The organism is Dysgonomonas sp. BGC7, from assembly GCF_001261735.1.
Classification (GTDB): Bacteria; Bacteroidota; Bacteroidia; order Bacteroidales; family Dysgonomonadaceae; genus Dysgonomonas.
The window spans coordinates 503623-524600 of sequence record NZ_CVRP01000007.1 but is presented as its reverse complement, the minus strand read 5'-3'; the positions used below and the strand labels follow the sequence as shown (position 1 = coordinate 524600).

The window sequence follows — 20978 nt, the reverse complement described above, 5'->3', positions numbered from 1 at the left end:
ATGGCCGGCATATACATACACGTCCCTTTTTGTAAAACCAGATGTATCTATTGCGATTTCTATACCCGAACCGATATGTCGTCGAAGCAAAACTACGTTGCAGCATTGGGTCAAGAAATGGTGCTACGCAAAGAATATCTGCAAAAAGAGAAAATCGAAACAATATACTTTGGGGGAGGTACGCCTTCGCAGCTATCTTTCAATGACTTTGCTTACCTCTTCAGGATTTTGAGAGGGACTTTCGAAATAGAAGAGAATGCTGAGATAACAATGGAGGCCAATCCTGACGATTTGACCAATGAATATATAGAAACTGTCTTACAGAAATTACCATTTAACAGGCTCAGCATCGGTATACAAAGTTTTGACAACAAAGAACTCGAATTTTTAAAGCGCCGACATTCTGCTGAAGCAGCAATGAATGTAGTAAGATTATGCCAGTCGATTGGCTACAACAACATTAGTATCGACCTTATGTATGGGCTTCCCGGACAAACAATGGATATATGGAAGCGTAACCTCAGCATAGCAACCTCATTGGATGTACAGCATATATCATCTTATCATCTGATATATGAACAAGGAACACGCCTTTATAGATTATTCAAATCGGGAGACGTTAAAGCTGTTGATGAAGACCTAAGTGTAGACATGTTTTCTGTGATGATAGAATCCTTATCTACTGCTGGATTCGAACAGTATGAGATCTCAAACTTTGCAAAAGACAGCCTATATTCCAAGCACAACAGTTCCTATTGGTTAGGTAAAAAGTATCTCGGATTAGGTCCTGCTGCGCACTCATACGATGGGAGGAACCGATCTTGGAACGTTGCCTCCACATCCAAATACATACAAGGTATATCGGAAGGAAAGCCATATATAGAAACCGAAATACTAGACACTAACACCCGATACAATGACTTTATACTCACAGGGATGCGTACCAAGTGGGGAGTAAACCTCATCGAATTGGAAAAATCGTACGGACCGGAACTCAAGGACTATGCTCTGAAGAACGTAAAACAATATATAGATCAGGGATTTGTAACCCACAAAGCAAATATACTTAGTCTAACACAAAAAGGAATATTCATATCAGACGGAATAATGAGTGATATGATGTGGGTAGACTAAAACTCCTAGAAGCTCAAAAGCATATATCTAAAGACAGTTCTCTGCATGATACGAAGAACGTACTAAAGGTCCGCTTTCCACATGACTAAACCCTTTACTTAAAGCAATTTCCTTCAATCGTTTAAATTCATCAGGATGAATATATGCTGACACAGGCAAATGTTTACGCGATGGCTGTAAGTATTGACCGATAGTAAGAACCGAACAGTTGACAGTTCTCAAATCGTCCATCAGTTGAATAATCTCTTCTGTAGTTTCCCCCAATCCGACCATCATACCCGATTTGGCCTTCAAACCATTATCCGCTATTCGTTTCAACACGGACAAACTCACATCATATTTAGCTGCACTACGTACTTTTGGTGTAAGACTACGCACAGTTTCCATATTGTGTGAAATCACATTAGGAGCAGCCTCACAGACCAGATCGACCAGATCAGTCTTACCTTGAAAATCAGGAATAAGAACCTCGATTGTTGTACCCGGATTCACTTCTCTTATCTTTCGGATAGTATTGACCCAATGCATTGCTCCCTGATCGGGAAGATCGTCTCTATCTACAGAAGTTATAACTGCATGTTTTAGCCCCATCAGTTGTATAGATTTAGCAACATTTGCCGGCTCATTCGGGTTTAAGGCTAAAGGACGTCCTGTTTTAGTATTACAAAATTTACAAGAACGGGTACAAATATCGCCTCCGATCATAAAAGTAGCAGTTCCTCTACCCCAACATTCTCCCATATTCGGACAACGTCCGCTCGAGCAGATAGTATGAAGTCCATGAGATTCGAGTATATTGTGAGTTTCTGAATAATGCGCTTCGCCTCCTAATTTTATTTTCAACCACTCAGGTTTTTTTACGTGTTCCATGTCTATGTTTATATATATGTTTATGGAGATTAAAAATAAGTATTTACAAAGATAAACCTTCGAGGGCTTCAACTTGTACTATATCCTCAAAAAAACTCATCTAATAATCTTATAAGCGATAGATAAAGCCAAACAGCCTGTGAAGATTAGCTATTTCCAGAATATATGCCCTTGTCTGATGGGCAATATTTCCAGTGCTTCGTCTATAGTCTGAACATGTGGTATTTTAAAAAAAAGCCCGATATTCATTCCTTCTGTAGCAACTGTTATATGTCCGAAAATCTCCAATCCATCCAGTCTGATATTTTCTTTTACCTGATTACCATTTTCTGTTTTCACATTGAGAGCATCTCCTACAATCACACTTCCGTGTTCAATTTTACCTGTAGCGACCAAACCTCTGCATTTAATAAAAAACACATCTTCTATTCGCATATAAAACAATACATTATCTGTAGCTTTCATAGTAATCTCAGTTATATTAATACCCTTCAGTAGTTGATTTTTATCTGACCTCTGTAAGAAAGCATTTTAACTAAAACCTGACAAAGTTGTACTTTTTTTCTTTGTTTTTTTCATTTGCCATTACCCTCTTCTTGGCTTCGCCTAAGCCTCCCTTTTGAGTAGCTTGGGAGGGGATTCTTTCTTTTTCATCTGCCTATCAACCTATTTATAGATAAACTTAGAGGCAATTATTTTTTAATGCAAAACATCATTCAACTACTCATTATATGCCTAGAACAAATATAAATATTTTTGTTCTAAAAACTCCCATAACATGTTTTGTTACTCGCAACTAATTGTCTTACCTTTGATGCCACATTTCTAACAATAATGTAATGTCATGGATTGGTTTATAAAAGCCATTGTAGAATCGCCTTCGATTCTATCTATAATTATTATTTCTATCATTTCAGCCATCGGACTACAACTTGGCAAGCTGAAACTGTTTAATATCTCTCTAGGTGTTACTTTCGTCTTTTTTATTGGGATTGTATGCGGGCATTTTACCCTCGACCTAAATAAAGATATGCTCAACTTCGCACAAAACTTTGGGCTTATCTTATTCGTTTATGCTCTCGGGTTACAAGTAGGGCCGGGCTTTTTCTCTTCTTTAAAAAAGGGAGGATTGAGGCTCAATATGCTTGCACTGGCAGTTATCGTTTTAGGCCTGTTATTTACTATAATTTTTAGTTATGCAAGTAATATATCCTTGCCCAATATGGTAGGTATTCTATGTGGAGCAGCAACAAACACTCCGGCGCTGGGTGCAGCACAGCAAGCAATGAAACAGATAGCAGCAGGAGATACTAAGGTTGTCGCAGACATGGCTCTGGCAACAGCTGTCACATATCCTTTAGGGGTAGTCGGAGTTATTCTGGCAATTATATTTCTTCGTAAGTTTTTTGTTCCAAAAGGAGAATATGATAAGCCTCACGAAAGGAGAGACAATGAAACCTATGTAGGAGAATTTCATATAACCAATCCGGCAATAGAAGGAAAAAGCATACGCGATATTATGAAACTTTCGCCAAAACGCTTTGTCATATCACGAATATGGAGAGAAGGAAAAGTCACAATCCCTACATCGGAAAGCATATTGCAGCACGACGATCATCTTCTCATAATATCTATAAAATCGGATGTTGAACATATTAAAATCTTATTTGGAGAACAAGAGAACGTAGACTGGAACAAAGAAGATATAGACTGGAATCATATAGATAACAGCCAGCTGGTATCCCGAAGGATAATAGTAACCCGTAGCAAAGTAAATGGAGTAAAACTAGGAACCCTCCGACTAAGAAATATATACGGAATAAACATAACCAGAGTCAATCGTGCAGGGATAGACCTTCTGCCTTCACCTAATTTATCTCTCCAGATAGGAGATAGAATTACTGTCGTAGGGGAAAAAGCTTCTATTGATAATGTAGCAAAAATACTGGGAGATGAGGTTAAACGTCTCAACAATCCTAATCTTATTGCTATATTTCTCGGCATTGCATTAGGGCTGATATTGGGAGCATTACCTATACCTTTCCCCGGCATAAGTTTCCCTATGAAACTAGGGATTGCCGGAGGTCCTATTATAGTAGGTATATTGATGGGAGCTTTCGGACCTCGATTCCATATTACAACCTATACCACACAAAGTGCCAATCTGCTAATGCGACAATTTGGTCTTACAGTATATCTTGCCTGTCTTGGAATAAGTGCAGGAGAACACTTCTTCGACACTGTGTTCCAAACAGAAGGACTTATCTGGATTAGTTTTGGCTTTATACTAACAGTGCTCCCTGTAATTATAGTCGCACTGATAGCAATGAAAATATATAAACTCAATTATGCAAAAAGTGTAGGTATGCTTTGCGGAAGTATGGCCAATCCGATGGCACTCAACTATGTGAATACCACCATCGAAGATGACGAACCGTCTGTAGCCTATGCAACCGTATATCCGGTATCTATGTTTGCCAGAATTATTCTTACACAATTACTGCTAATACTTTTCTACTGATACATTTCACAAAAGATATAAAGAAAAAAGCCTGTGAGTTTTAATATAAAACTCACAGGCTTTTTTTAGTCTATTAATTATCTCTTTAATCTTTCGGAATAGATGCATTATAACAATATGTACAAACAGAGCCTTCGGGCAAACCGATAGAATCCAAAAGGTCTTCCACGGTTATAAACTTTAATGTAGTAATATTGAGTTTTTCCCGAATATTATTTATCATAGTATTATATTTCTTCGAATCGGTAGAAGCATACTGATCCAAATCTTTAGAATCGTCACCTTCCAGTTCTTTTATTGTACGACGTGTTATCAACTCCATAGCCGACTTAGATGCCGTAAATCCGAGATAAGGGCATGCATGCAAAATCGGAGGACTACCTATACGCATATGCACTTCTTTTGCACCATATCCATACAGAATATTGACATTGTCTTTCAATTGCGTGCCACGTACGATAGAATCGTCACAAAAGATTACTCGCTTATTCTCCAACAGTTTCTTATTAGGAATCAATTTCATTTTGGCCACTAAGTCACGCACTTTTTGGTTAGCAGGAGTAAAGCTACGAGGCCATGTAGGTGTATATTTTATAATTGCCCTTCTGTACGGGATACCTTTTCCTTCGGCATATCCTAACCCCATACCTATACCGGAATCCGGAATCCCCGCTACATAATCGGCATCGACATTATCCTTTCGAGCCATTGCCATACCGCACGCAGAACGGACTGCATCTACATTTATTCCTTCATAATCTGATACAGGATACCCATAATATACCCATAAGAAAGAACAAACCTGCATTTTCTTATTCGGCTCTCGTAATTGTGTCATGCTATCGGCAGTGAGCAGAACTACTTCGCCCGCACCCACATCGTATATATGCTCATAATCAAGATTGGGAAAACTGCATGGCTCGCTGGAAACAGCATATGCTCCATCTTTCTTTCCTATAACAACGGGGGTACGCCCCCACTTGTCTCTTGCTACAATTATACCCTTTTCGGTAAGAATAAGCATAGAGCATGAACCTTTTATCTTTTCAAAGACAAACTCTATACCCTCAAGAAGGGTTTCTCCCTGCGAGATCAGCAAAGCTATCAGTTCGGTCTGATTTGTCTGCCCCGAACTGAATTCCATAAAATGGCATCCTTTATCCAGTAATTCCTTTTCAAGATCTTCCAGGTTATTTACTTTAGCCACTGTTGCAACGGCATATTTCCCAAGATGCGAACTAATGAATATTGGTTGAGGATCAGTATCACTGATAACTCCGATACCGGAATTACCCTCAAACTTCTCTAAGTCTCCCTCAAACCGCAAACGAAAATAAGAATTTTCGAGATTATGAATAGCCCGGTGAAATGTATCTCCATGTAGAGTAACCATTCCCCCTCTGCGAGTTCCTAAATGAGAATTATAATCAATACCGTAAAAAAGGTCTGTAGCACAAGCCGATTTAGATATTGTTCCAAAAAAACCGCCCATTTTATTTATTCACTTAAATGCTGACTAACTGTCTCAAAGCCTGATACAAATCAGGTGTTATATTCTGTCTATTCTATTTCAACTTAGCAAGTGTCTCTTTTACTCTCTTCATTGCCTCAATGATATTCTCATCTGAAGTAGCATAAGAAAAACGAATATAGTCTGGAGCTTCGAAAGCCAATCCTCCAACACAAGCCACATGTCCTTCTTCTAACAAGAACATAGCCAAATCGGCAGAGGTCTCTATTTTCCGTCCATTATATGATTTACCCAAATAATAGCTACACTCAGGGAACAAATAGAATGCTCCATCCGGTTTATTTATCTTAAAACCTTCGATTTCCGATGCCAGCTTAACAATAAGATCGCGACGGCGAAAAAAAGCCTGACGCATTTCTTCGACGCATTGTTGGTCGCCCAAATATGCTGCCTCAGCTGCTTTTTGCGAAATAGACGAAGCTCCTGATGTATATTGTCCCTGTAATTTATTGCATGCCGAAGCAATCCATTGAGGAGCAGCCATCCAACCCAGACGCCAGCCTGTCATAGCATAAGCTTTGGAAACTCCATTGATAATAACTACCCTGTCATTTATTTCGCTGAATTGAGCAATACTTTCATGTTTTCCCAGATAGTTAATATGCTCATATATCTCATCGGCAATTATGATTATATTCGGATATTTAGCCAATACATCGGCTAAAGCCTTCAATTCTTCTTTACTATAGATACTCCCAGTCGGATTTGAAGGAGAACATAGTACCAATGCACGGGTTTTAGGCGTGATAGCTGCTTCCAATTGTGAAGCTGTAACTTTGAAGTCTTGCTCTATACCTGTACGAATCACTACACTTTTACCTTCTGCCAGCTTGACCATTTCGATATAGCTAACCCAACATGGTGCAGGTATAATTACTTCATCTCCCTTATCTACAACAGTGAGTAAAGCATTGCAAACTGCCTGTTTGGCACCATTAGAACATATTATCTGTTCGGGCTTATAACTCAGTCCATTTTCTTTTTCCAGCTTTTTGCAGATAGCCTGACGCAACGAGAGGTAACCCGGTACAGGAGTATAAAAAGAAAAATTCTCGTCAATAGCTTTTTTAGCTGCATCTTTTATATGTGCCGGAGTAAAGAAATCCGGTTCACCCACACTCAGATTTATAACATTGATTCCTTGAGCTTTCAGTTCATTGCTCTTTTGAGACATAGCCAATGTTTCTGATACTGCCAAACTGGCTATACGTCCTGATACTTGTGCCATTTCCAGATAAAATTTGATGTTTATATTGTTTTATTTTTCATTTTCTTTAGAAAGTACTAATCTACATTGTGAAGATCGTGCCCCATACGCTCTTTTTTGGTATGCATATAGAACTCATTATACTTGTTTGGTGTAATTTCGATAGGTACATTTTCCACAACCTCTAGTCCAAAAGACTCCAACCCGGTTCTTTTTATAGGGTTGTTAGTCAGAAGCCTCATTTTACAAACATGCAACTCACGTAAGATTGCAGCACCAACGCCATAATCACGTTCATCTGCCCGATACCCTAAATGGAGATTAGCATCAACCGTATCATAACCTTCTTCCTGCAACTTATATGCTTCCATCTTAGCCATAAGACCTATACCCCGGCCTTCCTGATTAAGGTAGACGATAACTCCTTTACCTTCTTTTTGTATCATCTCCATCGACTTATGCAATTGTTCACCACACTCGCAACGTTTAGATCCAAAAATATCGCCGGTAACACAAGAAGAGTGTACACGTACTAAGATAGGTTCATCTTTATCCCACGAACCTTTTATCAGCACAGCATGTTCGAGCCCGTTCGATTTTTGCTTGAAAGCAATAAAGCGAAAATCGCCGTATGCAGTAGGCATTTTTACTTCTACCCCTCTTTCGATTAGAGACTCCCGTTCTAGTCTGAACTTGATAAGATCTGCTACTGAAATCAATTTCAGATTAAACTTATCTGCCATTTCTTTCAATTCCGGCAGACGAGCCATTTCTCCATCTTCTTTCTTTATTTCGATAAGAACTCCAACAGGGTATTTTCCAGCCAAGCGAGCCAAATCGACAGCAGCTTCGGTATGCCCTACCCTGCTTAATACGCCTTTATCTTTTGCACGTAAAGGGAATATATGTCCGGGACGCCCAAAGTCTTCTGCTTTAGTATCTTTCTTCGTGAGAGCAAGAATAGTCTGAGCTCTGTCGTATGCTGAAATGCCAGTGGTTACACCATTTTTCAACAGATCGATAGAAACAGTAAAAGGAGTTGCATGTGATGCCGTATTGTGAGTGACCATCATAGGCAAATCCAACTCTTCGCAACGCTCGGCTGTCAATGGTGCACAAATAAGCCCACGCGCATGCGTTTCCATAAAGTTTATTTTTTCCGGAGTAATTGCTTCTGCCGCAATAATAAGGTCTCCTTCATTTTCCCGATCTTCATCATCTACTACGATTACGAAATTCCCTTTTCTGATTTCTTCAATCGCATCTTCGACTTTGTCTAATTTTATCTTGTCCATGTTTTAATATAATATCTTCTTTAGATCGCAGATCTATTTTATTATTTTTTCTCTGTTAATAATAGCAATAATTCGTCATCATTAAGTATCATTGCTTCAGATATTCTGTTTACTTTATGTATAAGTTATGATCTCAACTTCATTTTTATCTTTCTTCATTTGTTTTCTTACATACAAATATATCAAAGGGTATGCTAATAGAGACAATACAAGGATAATTGCATGATACCATTTAGAGCGTACTTTAATATCTTTATAGAATGAAAAGTAGTATATCATAGAACGTACAAAAAGGAGGAAGTAAAGCACACCTACGATCCACGAGAAGTTTATTATAGCTATTACAGACAATAACACAAAAAACACATAGATCAGACTTGTTATGTTGGAACTATTGCAATACAAAGATTCTGCCATATTGATATACTCCTTATCTTGCCGGTCTACAATATCATTTATTTCGGCGCCACGCGATTTAAGAATACTCAAAGCAGCAAGCTGCCTTGTTTTATCATAACTATATTTCTTATAATTTTGAATAACATCCCTAAGTTTATCACTATCCATAGACTGAAGTCCGGCAAGCACTTCCGATTTTATATTTAATTCGGACAAAGCAGGGATCTTCTCTATTATTTCATTTCGTTTCTCATCGTTTATTTTTGCAGGCGATTTTACAAACAATATTTTCCTAAAGAATTTATCATACGCCTCAGGATTAAACAATGCCGAATCATTCATTGCCTTATACGTCAAAAACACACCTACAGGAAAGAACACGGCAGAACTCAGCCACATACCCTGCCAAACCTCCCATACGGCATCACGTGCCATTTTGTAACCTATATTATCTACTATGTAATATACAATATACAGAGCAACAGAAACGACAACAGGCATTCCCAATCCCCCTTTTCGTATAATAGCACCAAGCGGTGCACCGATGAAAAAGAAAACAAGGCAAGCGAAAGACAATACAAATTTGCGATGCCATTCTACCTTGTGCATTCTCAGATTTTTCTGAATCGTTTTTTTCTGTATTCCTTCAATTATATTGTATCTGTTATTTTCCGCTTCATTGGCTGCTGTTGCATAATATTGAGAAACTTCGTCTCTGCTATATGAGTTTAACAGTGAGTCAAAGTCGAGAGGAACAATGGGTACAGTAGTAGGAATAGTATCTTTTTTATTATCCGAAGAATGTGCTGTATCATTCGCACTTTCAGCTTCCACTGTACGGGAATACTTCCGATCTGCCTTGTAGGATAAATATGTCCGTTCTCCGATAGTAGCTCTGTCTCTCTTATTAAGGCTGTCTATAAAGACTGTCATAGAGTCTATAGAGCGCCCTAACTCTACTATGTTTTTCGAGATTTGAGTGCCTTCCAGCGCAGATTCATCCATACGATCGAACCCAGCATTAAATGGAATAATTATCTTTTTTGTCTTAAAGTTCTCTCTACTATATGGAACAAACTGATTGTTGCTGTGACGCGATGTATTTTTAATATCTGCCTGTCTGAAATTAGCAAATCGCTGACCATCATACAAGTCTAGCAGAAGAAATGTTTTGTCTTCCGACATCTTCATGAGTGCAGAATCGCAGACGAAAACCGACATATTATTAAAACCTTCGGATGTCTGATATATCATAACATCTTTCAACATCTTGGTTTCCGGATCTTTCTTCTTTACATAAATACTATAATCAGGAATTACACTATAGAAAGATCCTTCCGGAATATCTAATTCCGGTGATTTTTGTTTTATTGATATAAGTAGAGATCTGAATTTTACATTTATACGAGGTAATCCTTCGTTTTGAAAAAAGAATGCGCCTATAGCGATTGCACCAACCAATATGATCAACGGTTGCATAGCCTTAAGGAGTGATACTCCTGACGCTTTTATCGCCAGCAATTCTAATCGTTCTCCCATATTTCCGAATGCCATAAGAGAGGCTAGCAGTAACGCCAGTGGCAAAGCCATAGGTATAAATTGCAAAGCCGCATAAAAGAAAAGTTCGGCCAGCACGGTTGTTTCCAACCCTTTGCCCACCAAATCTTCGACATAACGCCAAAGGAACTGCATTAATACAATGAACAAACATATCCCGAATGTCATAAAAAAGACAGGAAGGAATGTTTGTACAATGAATATATATAGCCTTTTAATCTTTAGCATCTATGAAACACGCAAAATTGTGTACAAAAGTAGTAAAAAGAAAAATGTTAAGGGTAATAATATATGGAAAGATAACAATCTTAATTTTTATTAGATATTTTCGATCTGAAAACAAGGATATTGCTCAATCTCCAAAAATATTTTCATCATTTTAGAAGAATATGCTTGTATTATATAAAATATTCTCCTATTTTTGCACCCGCTAATAGGATGATGGCGGGATAGCTCAGCTGGTTAGAGCGCATGATTCATAATCATGAGGTCCCGGGTTCAAGTCCCGGTCCCGCTACAGAAAGATAAAGAACTTACAAATATAATTTGTGGGTTCTTTTTTTATATAAAAATATGATGTCTAAGTACAACACAGCCATTGTCCAATATTATTATGTGGACAATGGCATGTTTCAGTAAATATAAATAAAAAGTAGTATTAACTCAAATCCGGATAATTGTAAAATCAGTTGAATATCAAGATACAGCCAGAGGCACCAGAAGAAGATATTTTCATTGTCTTATTCAACTCTTTTCCTTCTGTAACAGTAATATCTGAATTCGGAGTTTTTTCATAAAAAGAAAATAATTTACCTACATACTTATCCGGTAATGTTATTTCTTTATCAACAGCCTTTTTACAATCGATAAAGATCGTATTCTTCCCATTGATTACTCCTTCGTAACAGAGAATATCAGCATCATCGGCAATAGGCTTTATAAACCAAGTATAGACTCCTTGCCAAGCAGTTACATCTCCTCTTTTATACTGTTTATGCGATATAATTTTATGATAAGATTTTCCATTAGAATTACCTATAAAAATAATGTCATCGTCTGCAATAGCATCGTGACTACCCAAACCAGTGTCTATCAAAAAAGAAGACTGATATGCTTGTGAGTTTTTCTCTACATATTTTCTAAAAAACGGGTAATCTTTTTTCAGGAAAGTATCCACTTCTGACTGGAGAGTCCAATCTGAATATTTTCCATTGGGAGTCATTGTATGTGTCTCTTTTTCAAACATAGATTGCATACCATAATACATTTGAACTTCTACAGGATTCTCGTTATCGAAACTATGAGTAACAGATACTTGAATATTATTCTTCCGAATATAATAATCTACACTCTCTGTACATAGTAATTCATTCAACTTCGTTTTTCCTTCTACTATTTGAGGTTTAGCAGGATTCATGATATGATTTACGACTTTTACATGAACATAATCAACTAATGCCAATGTATCTTTTGTCGCTATTTTATCATCCAAATAGATAGCAACATTCTCGGTAGATGCCGTTTTAGTTACATTGTCTATGTAGGCATGATTACCTCCGGCCCAGCCAAAGCCGGTTATATTAAATGGACCGATATTATCGCTGTATGCTAAATTGAGAGTAAGAGAAGGGGTTGCGTCAGGAAGATTAGTCGGTAGTTTCATGTTGTTATCAATAACACCTACTCTGTAAAAAGTAAATATTTCATTAAACATACACTTTCTGAACCAGTAAAGAATATCCTTATCATCATTCAGCTTAGCAGATATATACAACTGATCTCCAACTATCTTAACCCTTAACTGATCGGTAACACCTTGATCTTCCCCATCATCCGAGATAGGTATTTCATTGGGTAAATCTTCTATATAAGGATGTTTACTGGCACATCCTAGCAGACAACATCCTACAAGTAAAAATATGCCAATAACTTTTCTTGTCATAATACTTATTTAAAACACAATATAATTTTCATTTCTTTTTTAATCTCTGAAATATGACCGGCTCATCGGTAGTCAACAAATCAAAGCCCCTTCTTATGCACCATAACATCTCTTGCGGATTATTTACAGTCCATACATTAGATATCATTTTCAAGTCTTTCAGTTCCTGTAGCCACAGGGGATTTTTGTGATATGCCCAATAATTATAATCGGCTCCTGTCGCTTTCATTTCAAATAATTCTTTGGGAGATATATCCTGTCCCAAATACAGAACTGGAGTATTTGATGGGGCTAATCTCACAAACTCTTTGATAGCATGACGGGAAAAAGAAATATATTCGACACGTTTTGTCAACCCCTTCTTCTTCACCATATTCAAAATAAGTTCTACGGCTTTTGTTTCACGCTCGGGACTACTATGGGGTTTTAGTTCTAGAATCAATTTTATCTTCAATTTTTTCGCCCTATCAAGAAATGCTTCCAACATAGGCATCGTTTCTCCATTAGAGAGTCGGAGTGTACGAAGCACTTCTGATGAAGTTGTTTCTATTTTGTGTCCGTCATATACGTCATCATGATTAAGTACAAGTTTATCATCCGAAGCCAACCACACATCAAACTCGGTACCATAACAACGAATAGAATCGGCTTTTACCAGTGCAGCTATAGAGTTTTGAGCAGACCCCTGAGTTTTCCAAAATCCTCGATGAGCTATCACTTTAGTTTTGTTTTCTAAAAGATTCTTATATCTGCCACGACGATCTATAATAAGCTTTGCTAACCGATCCATTATAGCATGATCTTTCGGATTGGTAGATTTAGCCATATCAAGAAACCCGGAAAATCCACTATAGTAAGTAATTGCAGACTCTTCGAAGACATTATTCTTTTCAAAATAGTCAATATAAGCTTTTAGACGATTATACGAAGACTCTTTAGCATCGTACAATGCCTTCTCATCAAATTCGAACTCCATACCCATATTATGCTCATGTGCAGACATACACGCATCCTCAAGCCTCTTGTCAGGAACTGATGCACTAAAGAAATGGTTAGGCTGCTGATATGCAATATCAAAGCCAAGTTCTTTCCACCTTTCAAACCCTTTAGCCTGCCAGTATGGTATCCAATAAAACTTCTTGTCTAAAGAACGGATATATTTACCTAAAGGAATAGTTAAATCTTTACAAGTTTCGACATCTTCGGATACCCAATAGAAACCGGCAAGATCAAGATGTTTATACTTTTCCTTTTTAAAACGCTTCATCAACAAGTCGATATACCAATAAGTAGCCTGTATCTGATCTTCTTCTTTCGAGAAATCCATCTTCTTTCCATTTATTTCGCCCCAATCTTTCTGTCCTGGAAGCGCTTCCGGCAACCCTATTACAACCTTATGCTTAAAATCAGGTTTTCCTATTTCTTTTATTTGATTCTCAATACACTGATCTAACGCAGACAAGGATTTACCCTCTTCGAAAATACGATCCAACAGCCATAGCCATTCTGTTTTTCTTGCATCATTCTTATCATAACGCGATCCGTAGCCATAGCCTTTCCCATCTTTGAACTCAAGAAAAAGAAAACCATCGAAAAGCCAATCTTTACGGCCGTCTGCATATTGATGTACAACATAAGGCTGTATCTGATCGACCGTCCAATCCAAGCGATGAACTCCACCCTGATAGATAAGAGCAAGATCCTGTATATCAGTTGTCATATATTCTTTTGGTGCCGATTGAGAATAGACACCATTAGTACCAGAAACTAAACATACGAATAATAAAATATTGTATGGAAAGACTTTAAAGAAAGTAGTTAAGTTGTTCATTTCCGAGATAGTGATATTTAAATTGTTAATATAAACACAAATAAATAGTAAAAGCACTGACATTATATTCAGTGCTTTTACAGCATCTAAAATTACATTCCCCAAGCATTAAATTCGGAGATATTCATCTGGGCACCTCCAAGATATACACTAAACGCATCCGTTATCACAAAGCGAATATACCGTGCTGTTGTTTTAGGTACATCAAAAGAGATACTGCGAGTGGCTTCGGTCGGTGCTGTCCAATTTGCAATACGACTCCAATTTTCTTTATCGGTACTGACTTCTACATATCCGGCTTTTGCATTTCCTCTCCATGCGTCTGCTCCTGTCGGATTATCATATCCTAATCTGAATAAAGCATACTCCTTTCCCATATCATATATAAAGTAATAAGGAAAAGGTTTTGGTGTAGTCCATTTAGAACCCCAGAAAGTAGCAACATTATTGTCTATTGTTTTTTCTGGTCCCCAATCTAAAGCTGCAAGCCATGCGATCTCATCTTCTTTCGATGAAGTATTCCATTCAAGAACCGCCCAATCTGTTTTACCTATTTTATCTGGCTGGAAACTAATCGGATATAGTATATATGAAGCATCCGGATCAACACCATATTTAGATACTGATGTAATCTTAATGGGAAGTACATAACTACCAAACAGATATGTATTTTCGTCAGGGATCAGTGCCTTTTTGTGAAACGTAAATTTGAAATAATCTTCATTAAGATTCATCGGGATAGACCAAGAGCCGTTTAACGTATAGGCATCTTCAGGTAACATTTTGTATGTAGTACCGTGAGTTGTATTATAATTATTAAGCAATTGCTCATCAACTTCTATCTGATAGCTTACTTTCGATTCACTAGGATAATTTATACTAACTTTAACAAATATGTCTTCCTCGTTTAATCCTTTTATAGTAGGCATAAATGCCGGAGAATATAAACCTGCATCAGCCATCTGTATATACGGCTGTTTTAGGGTAGGCACTACTACTGTCATTTGACGATCATCAGCAATATTAATAGTATTACCCTCGGCAGTCATCTGAATGGGTAAAGCATAGGAAGCTGAAGAAGGTTGCAGCAATGCTAACTTTTCTTCATCCCATTTTACTTCAATATATTTACTATAGTCAGAGTTATCAAAAACCAGTTGATTTTGTACAATAGAATAACAATCTGCCGGTAATAGCTGATAAGACTTATTATTATTTGTATTATATTCTTCCAAAAGGGTTTCATTAACCGAGACAGTAACCTTAGCACTTTGTTTGCCTATTCCACTTTTTACAATATATAATTTATATGGAAGACCTGCACCAAGAAAAACTTCTGCTTCTGTATAAGAAGGCTTCAGAAAACCAACTTGATCGTCTACTATTAAGCGTTCTTTATCATCATCACATCCTGTAACCATGATAAAAACAATAGCAATTAATATCTGATAAATATTCTTTTTCATAAGTATTCTCATATTTAGTATTTACCACCCGTAGTTTTGAGTAATGTTTCTCATCTCGTTCAACTGCTCCTGATTGATAGGGAAGAAATAATGTTTTGGTTCAAATTTACGATCTCCACCAATCCATACTTTCGTAGTCCTGTCCCACGATTCTTCATACTTAGTAGCAGACAGATTCAAAGTATAATTAGGTCCTGTAAACTCTTTCTCTGCAATCATCCAACGACGTGCATCATAGTATCTATGTCCTTCGAAGGCTAACTCAACCATACGTTCTTTCTGTATAAGTTCTTTTAGTAAGGGCTGATTGTTTATCACTTCCGGATAGGCTTCTTCCAATTTATTCAATCCGGCACGAGCTCTAACTTTATTTATATACTTCAGAGCCTCAGCTTCGTCTCTTTGTGGTTTCTCGTTACATGCTTCCGCGTAGTTAAGGTAAATCTCAGCCAAACGGAAATAAGGCCAAAATACATTTCCCCAGCTACCATTATCCGTATTTAATGCTGGATCGAGCATACGGCGCCACAAGAAACCAACTTTTACGCAGTCGCCACCACTACCCAAGAAAGGAGAAGTTCCACCATCATAAAATGTAACGAGCTTTTTACCCGAGTATTGATTTATCCAATAAAAGCCATTTGCAAATACTGATGCATAATAGCGGGCATCTCGTCCAACACTGCTATTATGAGCTTTAATAACTGCAAAATTCTCAATTGGATGGGTATATCCATCAGTAAATCCTGTATTATTAAAACCCGACTTAGAGTCGATAATAGGATTACCATTACTATCATATCCGGTAACAGGATATCTTCCTGAAGCAGCCATAGGATAAGTATCTACAAGTTTAAGGGAAGGACAAAAACCTCCATAAGCATTCTTCATTACCTTAGGTGGCAAAAATCGGGAATGAAAATAATAACCGATACCGCCCAAACCTGTATTAATAGGGTTACGTGCCCAAGCACCTAGGATGATCTCATCGTTCCATTCTTCAAATATAACACCTTGATAAGATTTAATAGCCTTCTGCATAGGATCAGACTCTGAAGTATTTTCATATAATTCATAAACATTCAGGTCAATAATATCTTTTGCGGCAGTGGCTGCTTTTTCCCATTTCTGAGGGTCAGATGTTTGAGGAAACAAGTAGTTGCCATACAGGTTAACCATTTTACCCTTATAAAGATCACATCCATTGAATAATGGACTAGCTGCATAAAGAAGTAATCTTGACTTGGCAGCCATTGCGGCTCCTTTGGTTATACGCCCTGCCCATTTGGTTTTATCATCAACTCCGGTAGGTAGAACTGCAATCGCTTTATCAAACTCTTCTACCATAAAGTTGACATTTTCGTCGACAGTATGCCTGTCTATATCTTCAGCCTTGATGAGAGAATCAGGAGCACGATCGCCCCAAATATATACAGGCCCATATTGTCTAAACAGTTCGAAGTAGAAGAAAGCTCTCAAAAAACGCGCTTCTGCCTTCATTATATTTCTGGTATCTGCATCTATCTCGAGACATTCATCTACATGCTCTATGAAAATAGAAGCCTGATTAATTCCCTTATATTTATCTTCCCAAATATAAAATGCTTTAGTTGTTGGTCCCCAAGAGCCTGTATTGAATATAAGATAATCAACCCACTGATACCAAGAGAATAAAGCTTCATCGCTACGAGGGACAGAACTTCCTTCTGCGAGGTATTCCGCCTCACGTGGCAAAAAGCTATATACATGGGCCAGATACTGCTCAGTAGACACTCTTTTGCTAAATGTCTCATCACGAGTCAACTGGTCAAGTAAAGTTACTTCCAAATAATCGCTACAAGAAGAGAAGAAGAGTGATAGAAGTAAGAATATTGATGATATTTTTAATTTTTTCATAACTGTAAATTTTAGAAATTAACATTTAGGCCCAAAGTCAAAGACTTCATCTGAGGATAAACATTCCCATAGCTGGAAGCCAATTCAGGATCCCACAGTTTGAATTTACTAAAGGTCAACAGATTGACACCTTGTGTATAAATACGAACCGACGAGAGGCGTAGTTTTCTTGATATGCTTTTGGGAATAGTATATCCAAGTTCTGTATTTTTCAGCCTGATAAAACTCATGTCGCGTAGCCAAAAAGTAGATGCTTGCAAATTATTCTCAACCTTACTCATTGACAAGCGGGGGTAAAGAGCATTTGGATCAGGATTGTCTAACGACCATCTGTTTTCTGCCACATCTTTATAGATCTGCCCAGTATTTAATATATTATCAGATGCACCATAGAATGCACTACCTCCTATTATTTGAGTTACACGTCCTACGCCCTGAAAGAAAAGGGATAGGTCGAAACCCTTCCAACCTACACTCACACCAAAACCATAGTTGATTTCAGGAATATTTGTATGTCCGATTGCCACCATATCATTTGCATCAATAACATTATCTCCATTGATATCTTTATACTTGATATCTCCGGGACGAACATTACCGAATGTATGTTTAGGGCTATCAGCTATATCTTGTTCCGATTCGAACAAGCCTAACGAAATAAGGCCTCTCTGCTGATTGTAAGGATAACCGGTTGCACTCAGATATGGCCAAATAGGGGTTGGCTTATCGTCATACAATACCTTATTCTTATTATAATTAAAGTTGGCTCGTGCAGAAAAATACCAGTCATTCAGGCGCTGTTCATACTCTAAAGACACATCGAAACCCTGATTTTTCATTTTTCCCAGATTAACGTATTGAGTCACATTCTGGCCAACAACACTAGGTACACTTTCTTGTTGAATATAGATTCCCGATCTGCGTTCATCGAAATAATCAACCTGTAGGTTCAATTTATTAAAAAAGCCAACTTCTAAACCAATATTTCCTTTCTTCGCTTTTTCCCATGCAACATATTCGTTTCCAGGAACACCTGTAGCAATACCACTTATATAACCTGAGCCGGGATTTGTACCAAAAATATATCCGCTGGCATTACTGTTCATTTCCGAGTTAAAAGCAAAGCGTCGGTCTCCTCCAATCTGATCATTACCTATTTCTCCATACGACCCTTTAAGCTTCAGCAAATGAACTAGCGAACGTAATGAATTCCAATAAGATTCGTTGCTAATTAAATATCCTAAAGCAAAAGAAGGGAAAAATCCAAAACGCTTTTTCGGCGAAAAGTTTTCAGACCCGTTATATCCGAAATTAAACTCAGTAAAATAACGATCTCCATACGAATAAGTTGCACGTCCTGCTATACCTGTATTCCTATATGGGAATGCATAGATATAACTAGCGGGGAAATTATTGGTACGACTTCTCATATTGAATAGGAACAGCCCTCCTACCCGATGATCTTGTCCAAAAACCTGATCGTAATTTAATGAAGCTTCGAAATTGGTTGTTCGCGATCCGCTATTTGACCTCGATAAAGTCATATAGTCGCTACCATCATTATTTTTCACAAGAATAAGATCTCCATTGTCATCTCTGCCCGTGGCAAAGTAAGTAGAAGGAGCTATTGTTCTGTCCAATGTTGATCCGTTATATGCATCCCACGAATATTTAACGTTTGCTTTTAATCCGGGAGTAATAATATTTGAAAAGTCCTGTGTCAAAGAAAACAGGGACTGAGCATTGTTTGCAAAATCCTGAGAGTATCCGGTACCATTCAATGCATTGTAAGGATTGATACCAACAACAGGACGAGATATTGTTCCGTCGGAATAAACTGTTGGAATAGATAAAGGAGGTGTTATTATAGTATAAGCATATAATGTGGACAGTGATGATCCGGGACGATTTTTTGTCTCATACTGAGTAGATAGAGACAAGCCCAACTCGGTAGAAGATGTTATATTTATATCAATATTGGATCGGAAATTAAACCTATTATACTTCATTGAGGCGTCATACCGATCAGTATCGCCAACATTGAATATACTTCCTTCTGTATAATAAGAACCGCCTACATAATATCTAACTTTAGGAGAACCACCTGTAACATTAACATTCACGCGTGTACTGTTAGATATATCTTTGAAGATAGTACTCATCCAGTCTACATTTGGATACAGATCAGGATCGGAACCATTTAAGTAAGCTGCACGTTGTTCCGGTTGTATCGCCAATTTACCCGAAGCTTCCAATGTTATGTCATTATAATAATCTATCCACTGTGAAGCTGAAGCCAGTTTTGGTAAACGTACGGGACTGGAGAATCCATATTCGACTCTAGCACTCACTTTTGGAGCAGACTCAGTTCCTCGCTTGGTAGTTATCAGAACAATACCATTAGCACCGCGAACACCGTACAATGCCGTAGCTGTTGCATCTTTCAATATAGAGAATGATGCTATATCTTCTGCATCAACTAAATCCAGATCACGTTCTATCCCATCAACTAAAACCAAAGGCTTATTATTGGCTCCGAAAGTATTAACTCCCCGAATCCAAAAGTCGGCTCCGGCTCCCGGCTCTCCCGAACGCTGCATAACAACTATACCGGCCAATTGTCCTGCCAAACCAGAACTTAGCTTAGCAACAGGCAATTTCAATTTATCTGTAGTTACTGTATTTATTGCACCGATTATACTTTCTTTCCTTTGTTTTCCATAAGCAACTACCGTCACCTCGTCCAACTCCGCTGCTTTAGGCTTAAGGTTTATAAGAAATTGCTTTTTAGTTCCAACCGATATCACTTGTGTTTCCATTCCCAAAAAAGAGAATTCTAATTTGTCATTATCTGAAACTTCTATTTCGAAGCTACCATCTATATCTGTAAAAACTCCCCGAGGACTACCTGCAACTAGAACGGAAGCACTAGGGATAGGATCTCCAAACTCATCTAAAACTTTTCCGGTAACTTTCTTCCTACCAATCTGATCGGTAGTCTTTAGAGAAAAATCAACAGGCTGTAAATAATAATCGTTTGCTACTGTATCTATTGTTGCAACAAAACATAATATTATTACACTGACTATTCGTATTCTCGATCTATAGAAGAACGCTTTTACTTGAAAATTATACATCATTAGTTTAGTAATTATTTTTAGATTAACTGATTTAATAAATTTTCATCCCGAACAAATCGTTCGACCTGAATAGAAGAAAAAGGTAAGCTCAATTTAAGTTTTTCATAGGCAATAATCTATTACGTTTATATTACAGTATTTTATTTACCAATAAGTTGTCAAAAGCAAAACCTGAATTAACGAAAGAAC

Annotated in this window: 13 protein-coding genes and 1 tRNA gene; 3 read left to right on the top strand and 11 right to left on the bottom strand. The window is 37.6% G+C overall.

Going from position 1 to position 20978, the window contains the following annotated elements; all coding sequences use genetic code 11:
* Positions 1 to 1134, top strand: coding sequence for a radical SAM family heme chaperone HemW (gene hemW, locus BGC7_RS07540; RefSeq protein WP_050700940.1), 1134 nt, complete (start codon positions 1 to 3; stop codon positions 1132 to 1134).
* A gap of 27 nt (positions 1135 to 1161) precedes the next feature.
* Here the strand turns inward: hemW and lipA are convergent, their stop codons facing one another.
* On the bottom strand, positions 1162 to 2004 hold the full coding sequence (gene lipA / locus BGC7_RS07535; RefSeq protein WP_050700939.1) for a lipoyl synthase: 843 nt from the start codon (positions 2002 to 2004) through the stop codon (positions 1162 to 1164).
* Positions 2005 to 2154: 150 nt separating this feature from the next.
* Positions 2155 to 2469 (bottom strand): hypothetical protein, encoded by a 315-nt coding sequence (locus BGC7_RS07530; protein WP_050700938.1) that lies wholly within the window; start codon positions 2467 to 2469, stop codon positions 2155 to 2157.
* A gap of 379 nt (positions 2470 to 2848) precedes the next feature.
* Here BGC7_RS07530 and BGC7_RS07525 point away from each other — a divergent pair, with 379 nt between their 5' ends.
* Positions 2849 to 4525 carry a putative transporter gene (locus BGC7_RS07525; RefSeq protein ID WP_050700937.1) on the top strand — a complete coding sequence of 559 codons (1677 nt, stop codon included), beginning with the start codon at positions 2849 to 2851 and terminating at the stop codon, positions 4523 to 4525.
* An 85-nt stretch (positions 4526 to 4610) separates the two neighbouring features.
* On the opposite strand, the gene BGC7_RS07520 is transcribed toward BGC7_RS07525, so the two are convergent.
* The 4 genes from BGC7_RS07520 to BGC7_RS07505 form a co-directional block, all read right to left on the bottom strand.
* Entirely contained in the window at positions 4611 to 6017 is a 1407-nt protein-coding gene (locus BGC7_RS07520; protein WP_050700936.1) for an amidophosphoribosyltransferase, read from the bottom strand.
* Positions 6018 to 6090: 73 nt separating this feature from the next.
* A complete protein-coding gene (locus BGC7_RS07515) occupies positions 6091 to 7284 on the bottom strand; it encodes a pyridoxal phosphate-dependent aminotransferase (protein WP_050700935.1) in 1194 nt (397 codons plus the stop codon).
* Positions 7285 to 7340: 56 nt separating this feature from the next.
* Positions 7341 to 8558 carry a bifunctional 3,4-dihydroxy-2-butanone-4-phosphate synthase/GTP cyclohydrolase II gene (locus BGC7_RS07510; protein WP_050700934.1) on the bottom strand — a complete coding sequence of 406 codons (1218 nt, stop codon included), beginning with the start codon at positions 8556 to 8558 and terminating at the stop codon, positions 7341 to 7343.
* Between the two features lie 114 nt (positions 8559 to 8672).
* Positions 8673 to 10742 (bottom strand): LptF/LptG family permease, encoded by a 2070-nt coding sequence (locus tag BGC7_RS07505; RefSeq protein WP_050700933.1) that lies wholly within the window; start codon positions 10740 to 10742, stop codon positions 8673 to 8675.
* 215 nt (positions 10743 to 10957) lie between these two features.
* On the opposite strand from BGC7_RS07505, the gene BGC7_RS07500 reads away from it, so the two are divergent.
* Positions 10958 to 11031: transfer RNA gene (locus BGC7_RS07500), tRNA-Met, on the top strand.
* Between the two features lie 168 nt (positions 11032 to 11199).
* On the opposite strand, the gene BGC7_RS07495 is transcribed toward BGC7_RS07500, so the two are convergent.
* The 5 genes from BGC7_RS07495 to BGC7_RS07475 all read right to left on the bottom strand — a co-directional run bounded on the left by BGC7_RS07495 (position 11200) and on the right by BGC7_RS07475 (position 20789).
* Positions 11200 to 12456 carry a hypothetical protein gene (locus BGC7_RS07495; protein ID WP_050700932.1) on the bottom strand — a complete coding sequence of 419 codons (1257 nt, stop codon included), beginning with the start codon at positions 12454 to 12456 and terminating at the stop codon, positions 11200 to 11202.
* A 28-nt stretch (positions 12457 to 12484) separates the two neighbouring features.
* A complete protein-coding gene (locus BGC7_RS07490; RefSeq protein ID WP_050701079.1) occupies positions 12485 to 14287 on the bottom strand; it encodes a DUF4855 domain-containing protein in 1803 nt (600 codons plus the stop codon).
* Between the two features lie 92 nt (positions 14288 to 14379).
* Positions 14380 to 15753 carry a BT_3987 domain-containing protein gene (locus BGC7_RS07485; RefSeq protein WP_185112958.1) on the bottom strand — a complete coding sequence of 458 codons (1374 nt, stop codon included), beginning with the start codon at positions 15751 to 15753 and terminating at the stop codon, positions 14380 to 14382.
* 21 nt (positions 15754 to 15774) lie between these two features.
* The gene (locus tag BGC7_RS07480; protein ID WP_050700930.1) at positions 15775 to 17649 is read right to left on the bottom strand and encodes a RagB/SusD family nutrient uptake outer membrane protein; all 1875 of its coding nucleotides are present in this window, start codon (positions 17647 to 17649) and stop codon (positions 15775 to 15777) included.
* An 11-nt stretch (positions 17650 to 17660) separates the two neighbouring features.
* A complete protein-coding gene (locus tag BGC7_RS07475; protein WP_050700929.1) occupies positions 17661 to 20789 on the bottom strand; it encodes a SusC/RagA family TonB-linked outer membrane protein in 3129 nt (1042 codons plus the stop codon).
* Between the last annotated feature and the right edge of the window lie 189 nt (positions 20790 to 20978).

Bases quoted from the DNA above. Each gene is read 5' to 3' on its own strand.
- hemW (WP_050700940.1), top strand. From the start codon at position 1: ATGGCCGGCATATACATACACGTCCCTTTTTGTAAAACCAGATGTATC.
- lipA (WP_050700939.1), bottom strand. From the start codon at position 2,004: ATGGAACACGTAAAAAAACCTGAGTGGTTGAAAATAAAATTAGGAGGC.
- BGC7_RS07530 (WP_050700938.1), bottom strand. From the start codon at position 2,469: ATGAAAGCTACAGATAATGTATTGTTTTATATGCGAATAGAAGATGTG.
- BGC7_RS07525 (WP_050700937.1), top strand. From the start codon at position 2,849: ATGGATTGGTTTATAAAAGCCATTGTAGAATCGCCTTCGATTCTATCT.
- BGC7_RS07520 (WP_050700936.1), bottom strand. From the start codon at position 6,017: ATGGGCGGTTTTTTTGGAACAATATCTAAATCGGCTTGTGCTACAGAC.
- BGC7_RS07515 (WP_050700935.1), bottom strand. From the start codon at position 7,284: ATGGCACAAGTATCAGGACGTATAGCCAGTTTGGCAGTATCAGAAACA.
- BGC7_RS07510 (WP_050700934.1), bottom strand. From the start codon at position 8,558: ATGGACAAGATAAAATTAGACAAAGTCGAAGATGCGATTGAAGAAATC.
- BGC7_RS07505 (WP_050700933.1), bottom strand. From the start codon at position 10,742: ATGCTAAAGATTAAAAGGCTATATATATTCATTGTACAAACATTCCTT.
- BGC7_RS07495 (WP_050700932.1), bottom strand. From the start codon at position 12,456: ATGACAAGAAAAGTTATTGGCATATTTTTACTTGTAGGATGTTGTCTG.
- BGC7_RS07490 (WP_050701079.1), bottom strand. From the start codon at position 14,287: ATGAACAACTTAACTACTTTCTTTAAAGTCTTTCCATACAATATTTTA.
- BGC7_RS07485 (WP_185112958.1), bottom strand. From the start codon at position 15,753: ATGAAAAAGAATATTTATCAGATATTAATTGCTATTGTTTTTATCATG.
- BGC7_RS07480 (WP_050700930.1), bottom strand. From the start codon at position 17,649: ATGAAAAAATTAAAAATATCATCAATATTCTTACTTCTATCACTCTTC.
- BGC7_RS07475 (WP_050700929.1), bottom strand. From the start codon at position 20,789: ATGATGTATAATTTTCAAGTAAAAGCGTTCTTCTATAGATCGAGAATA.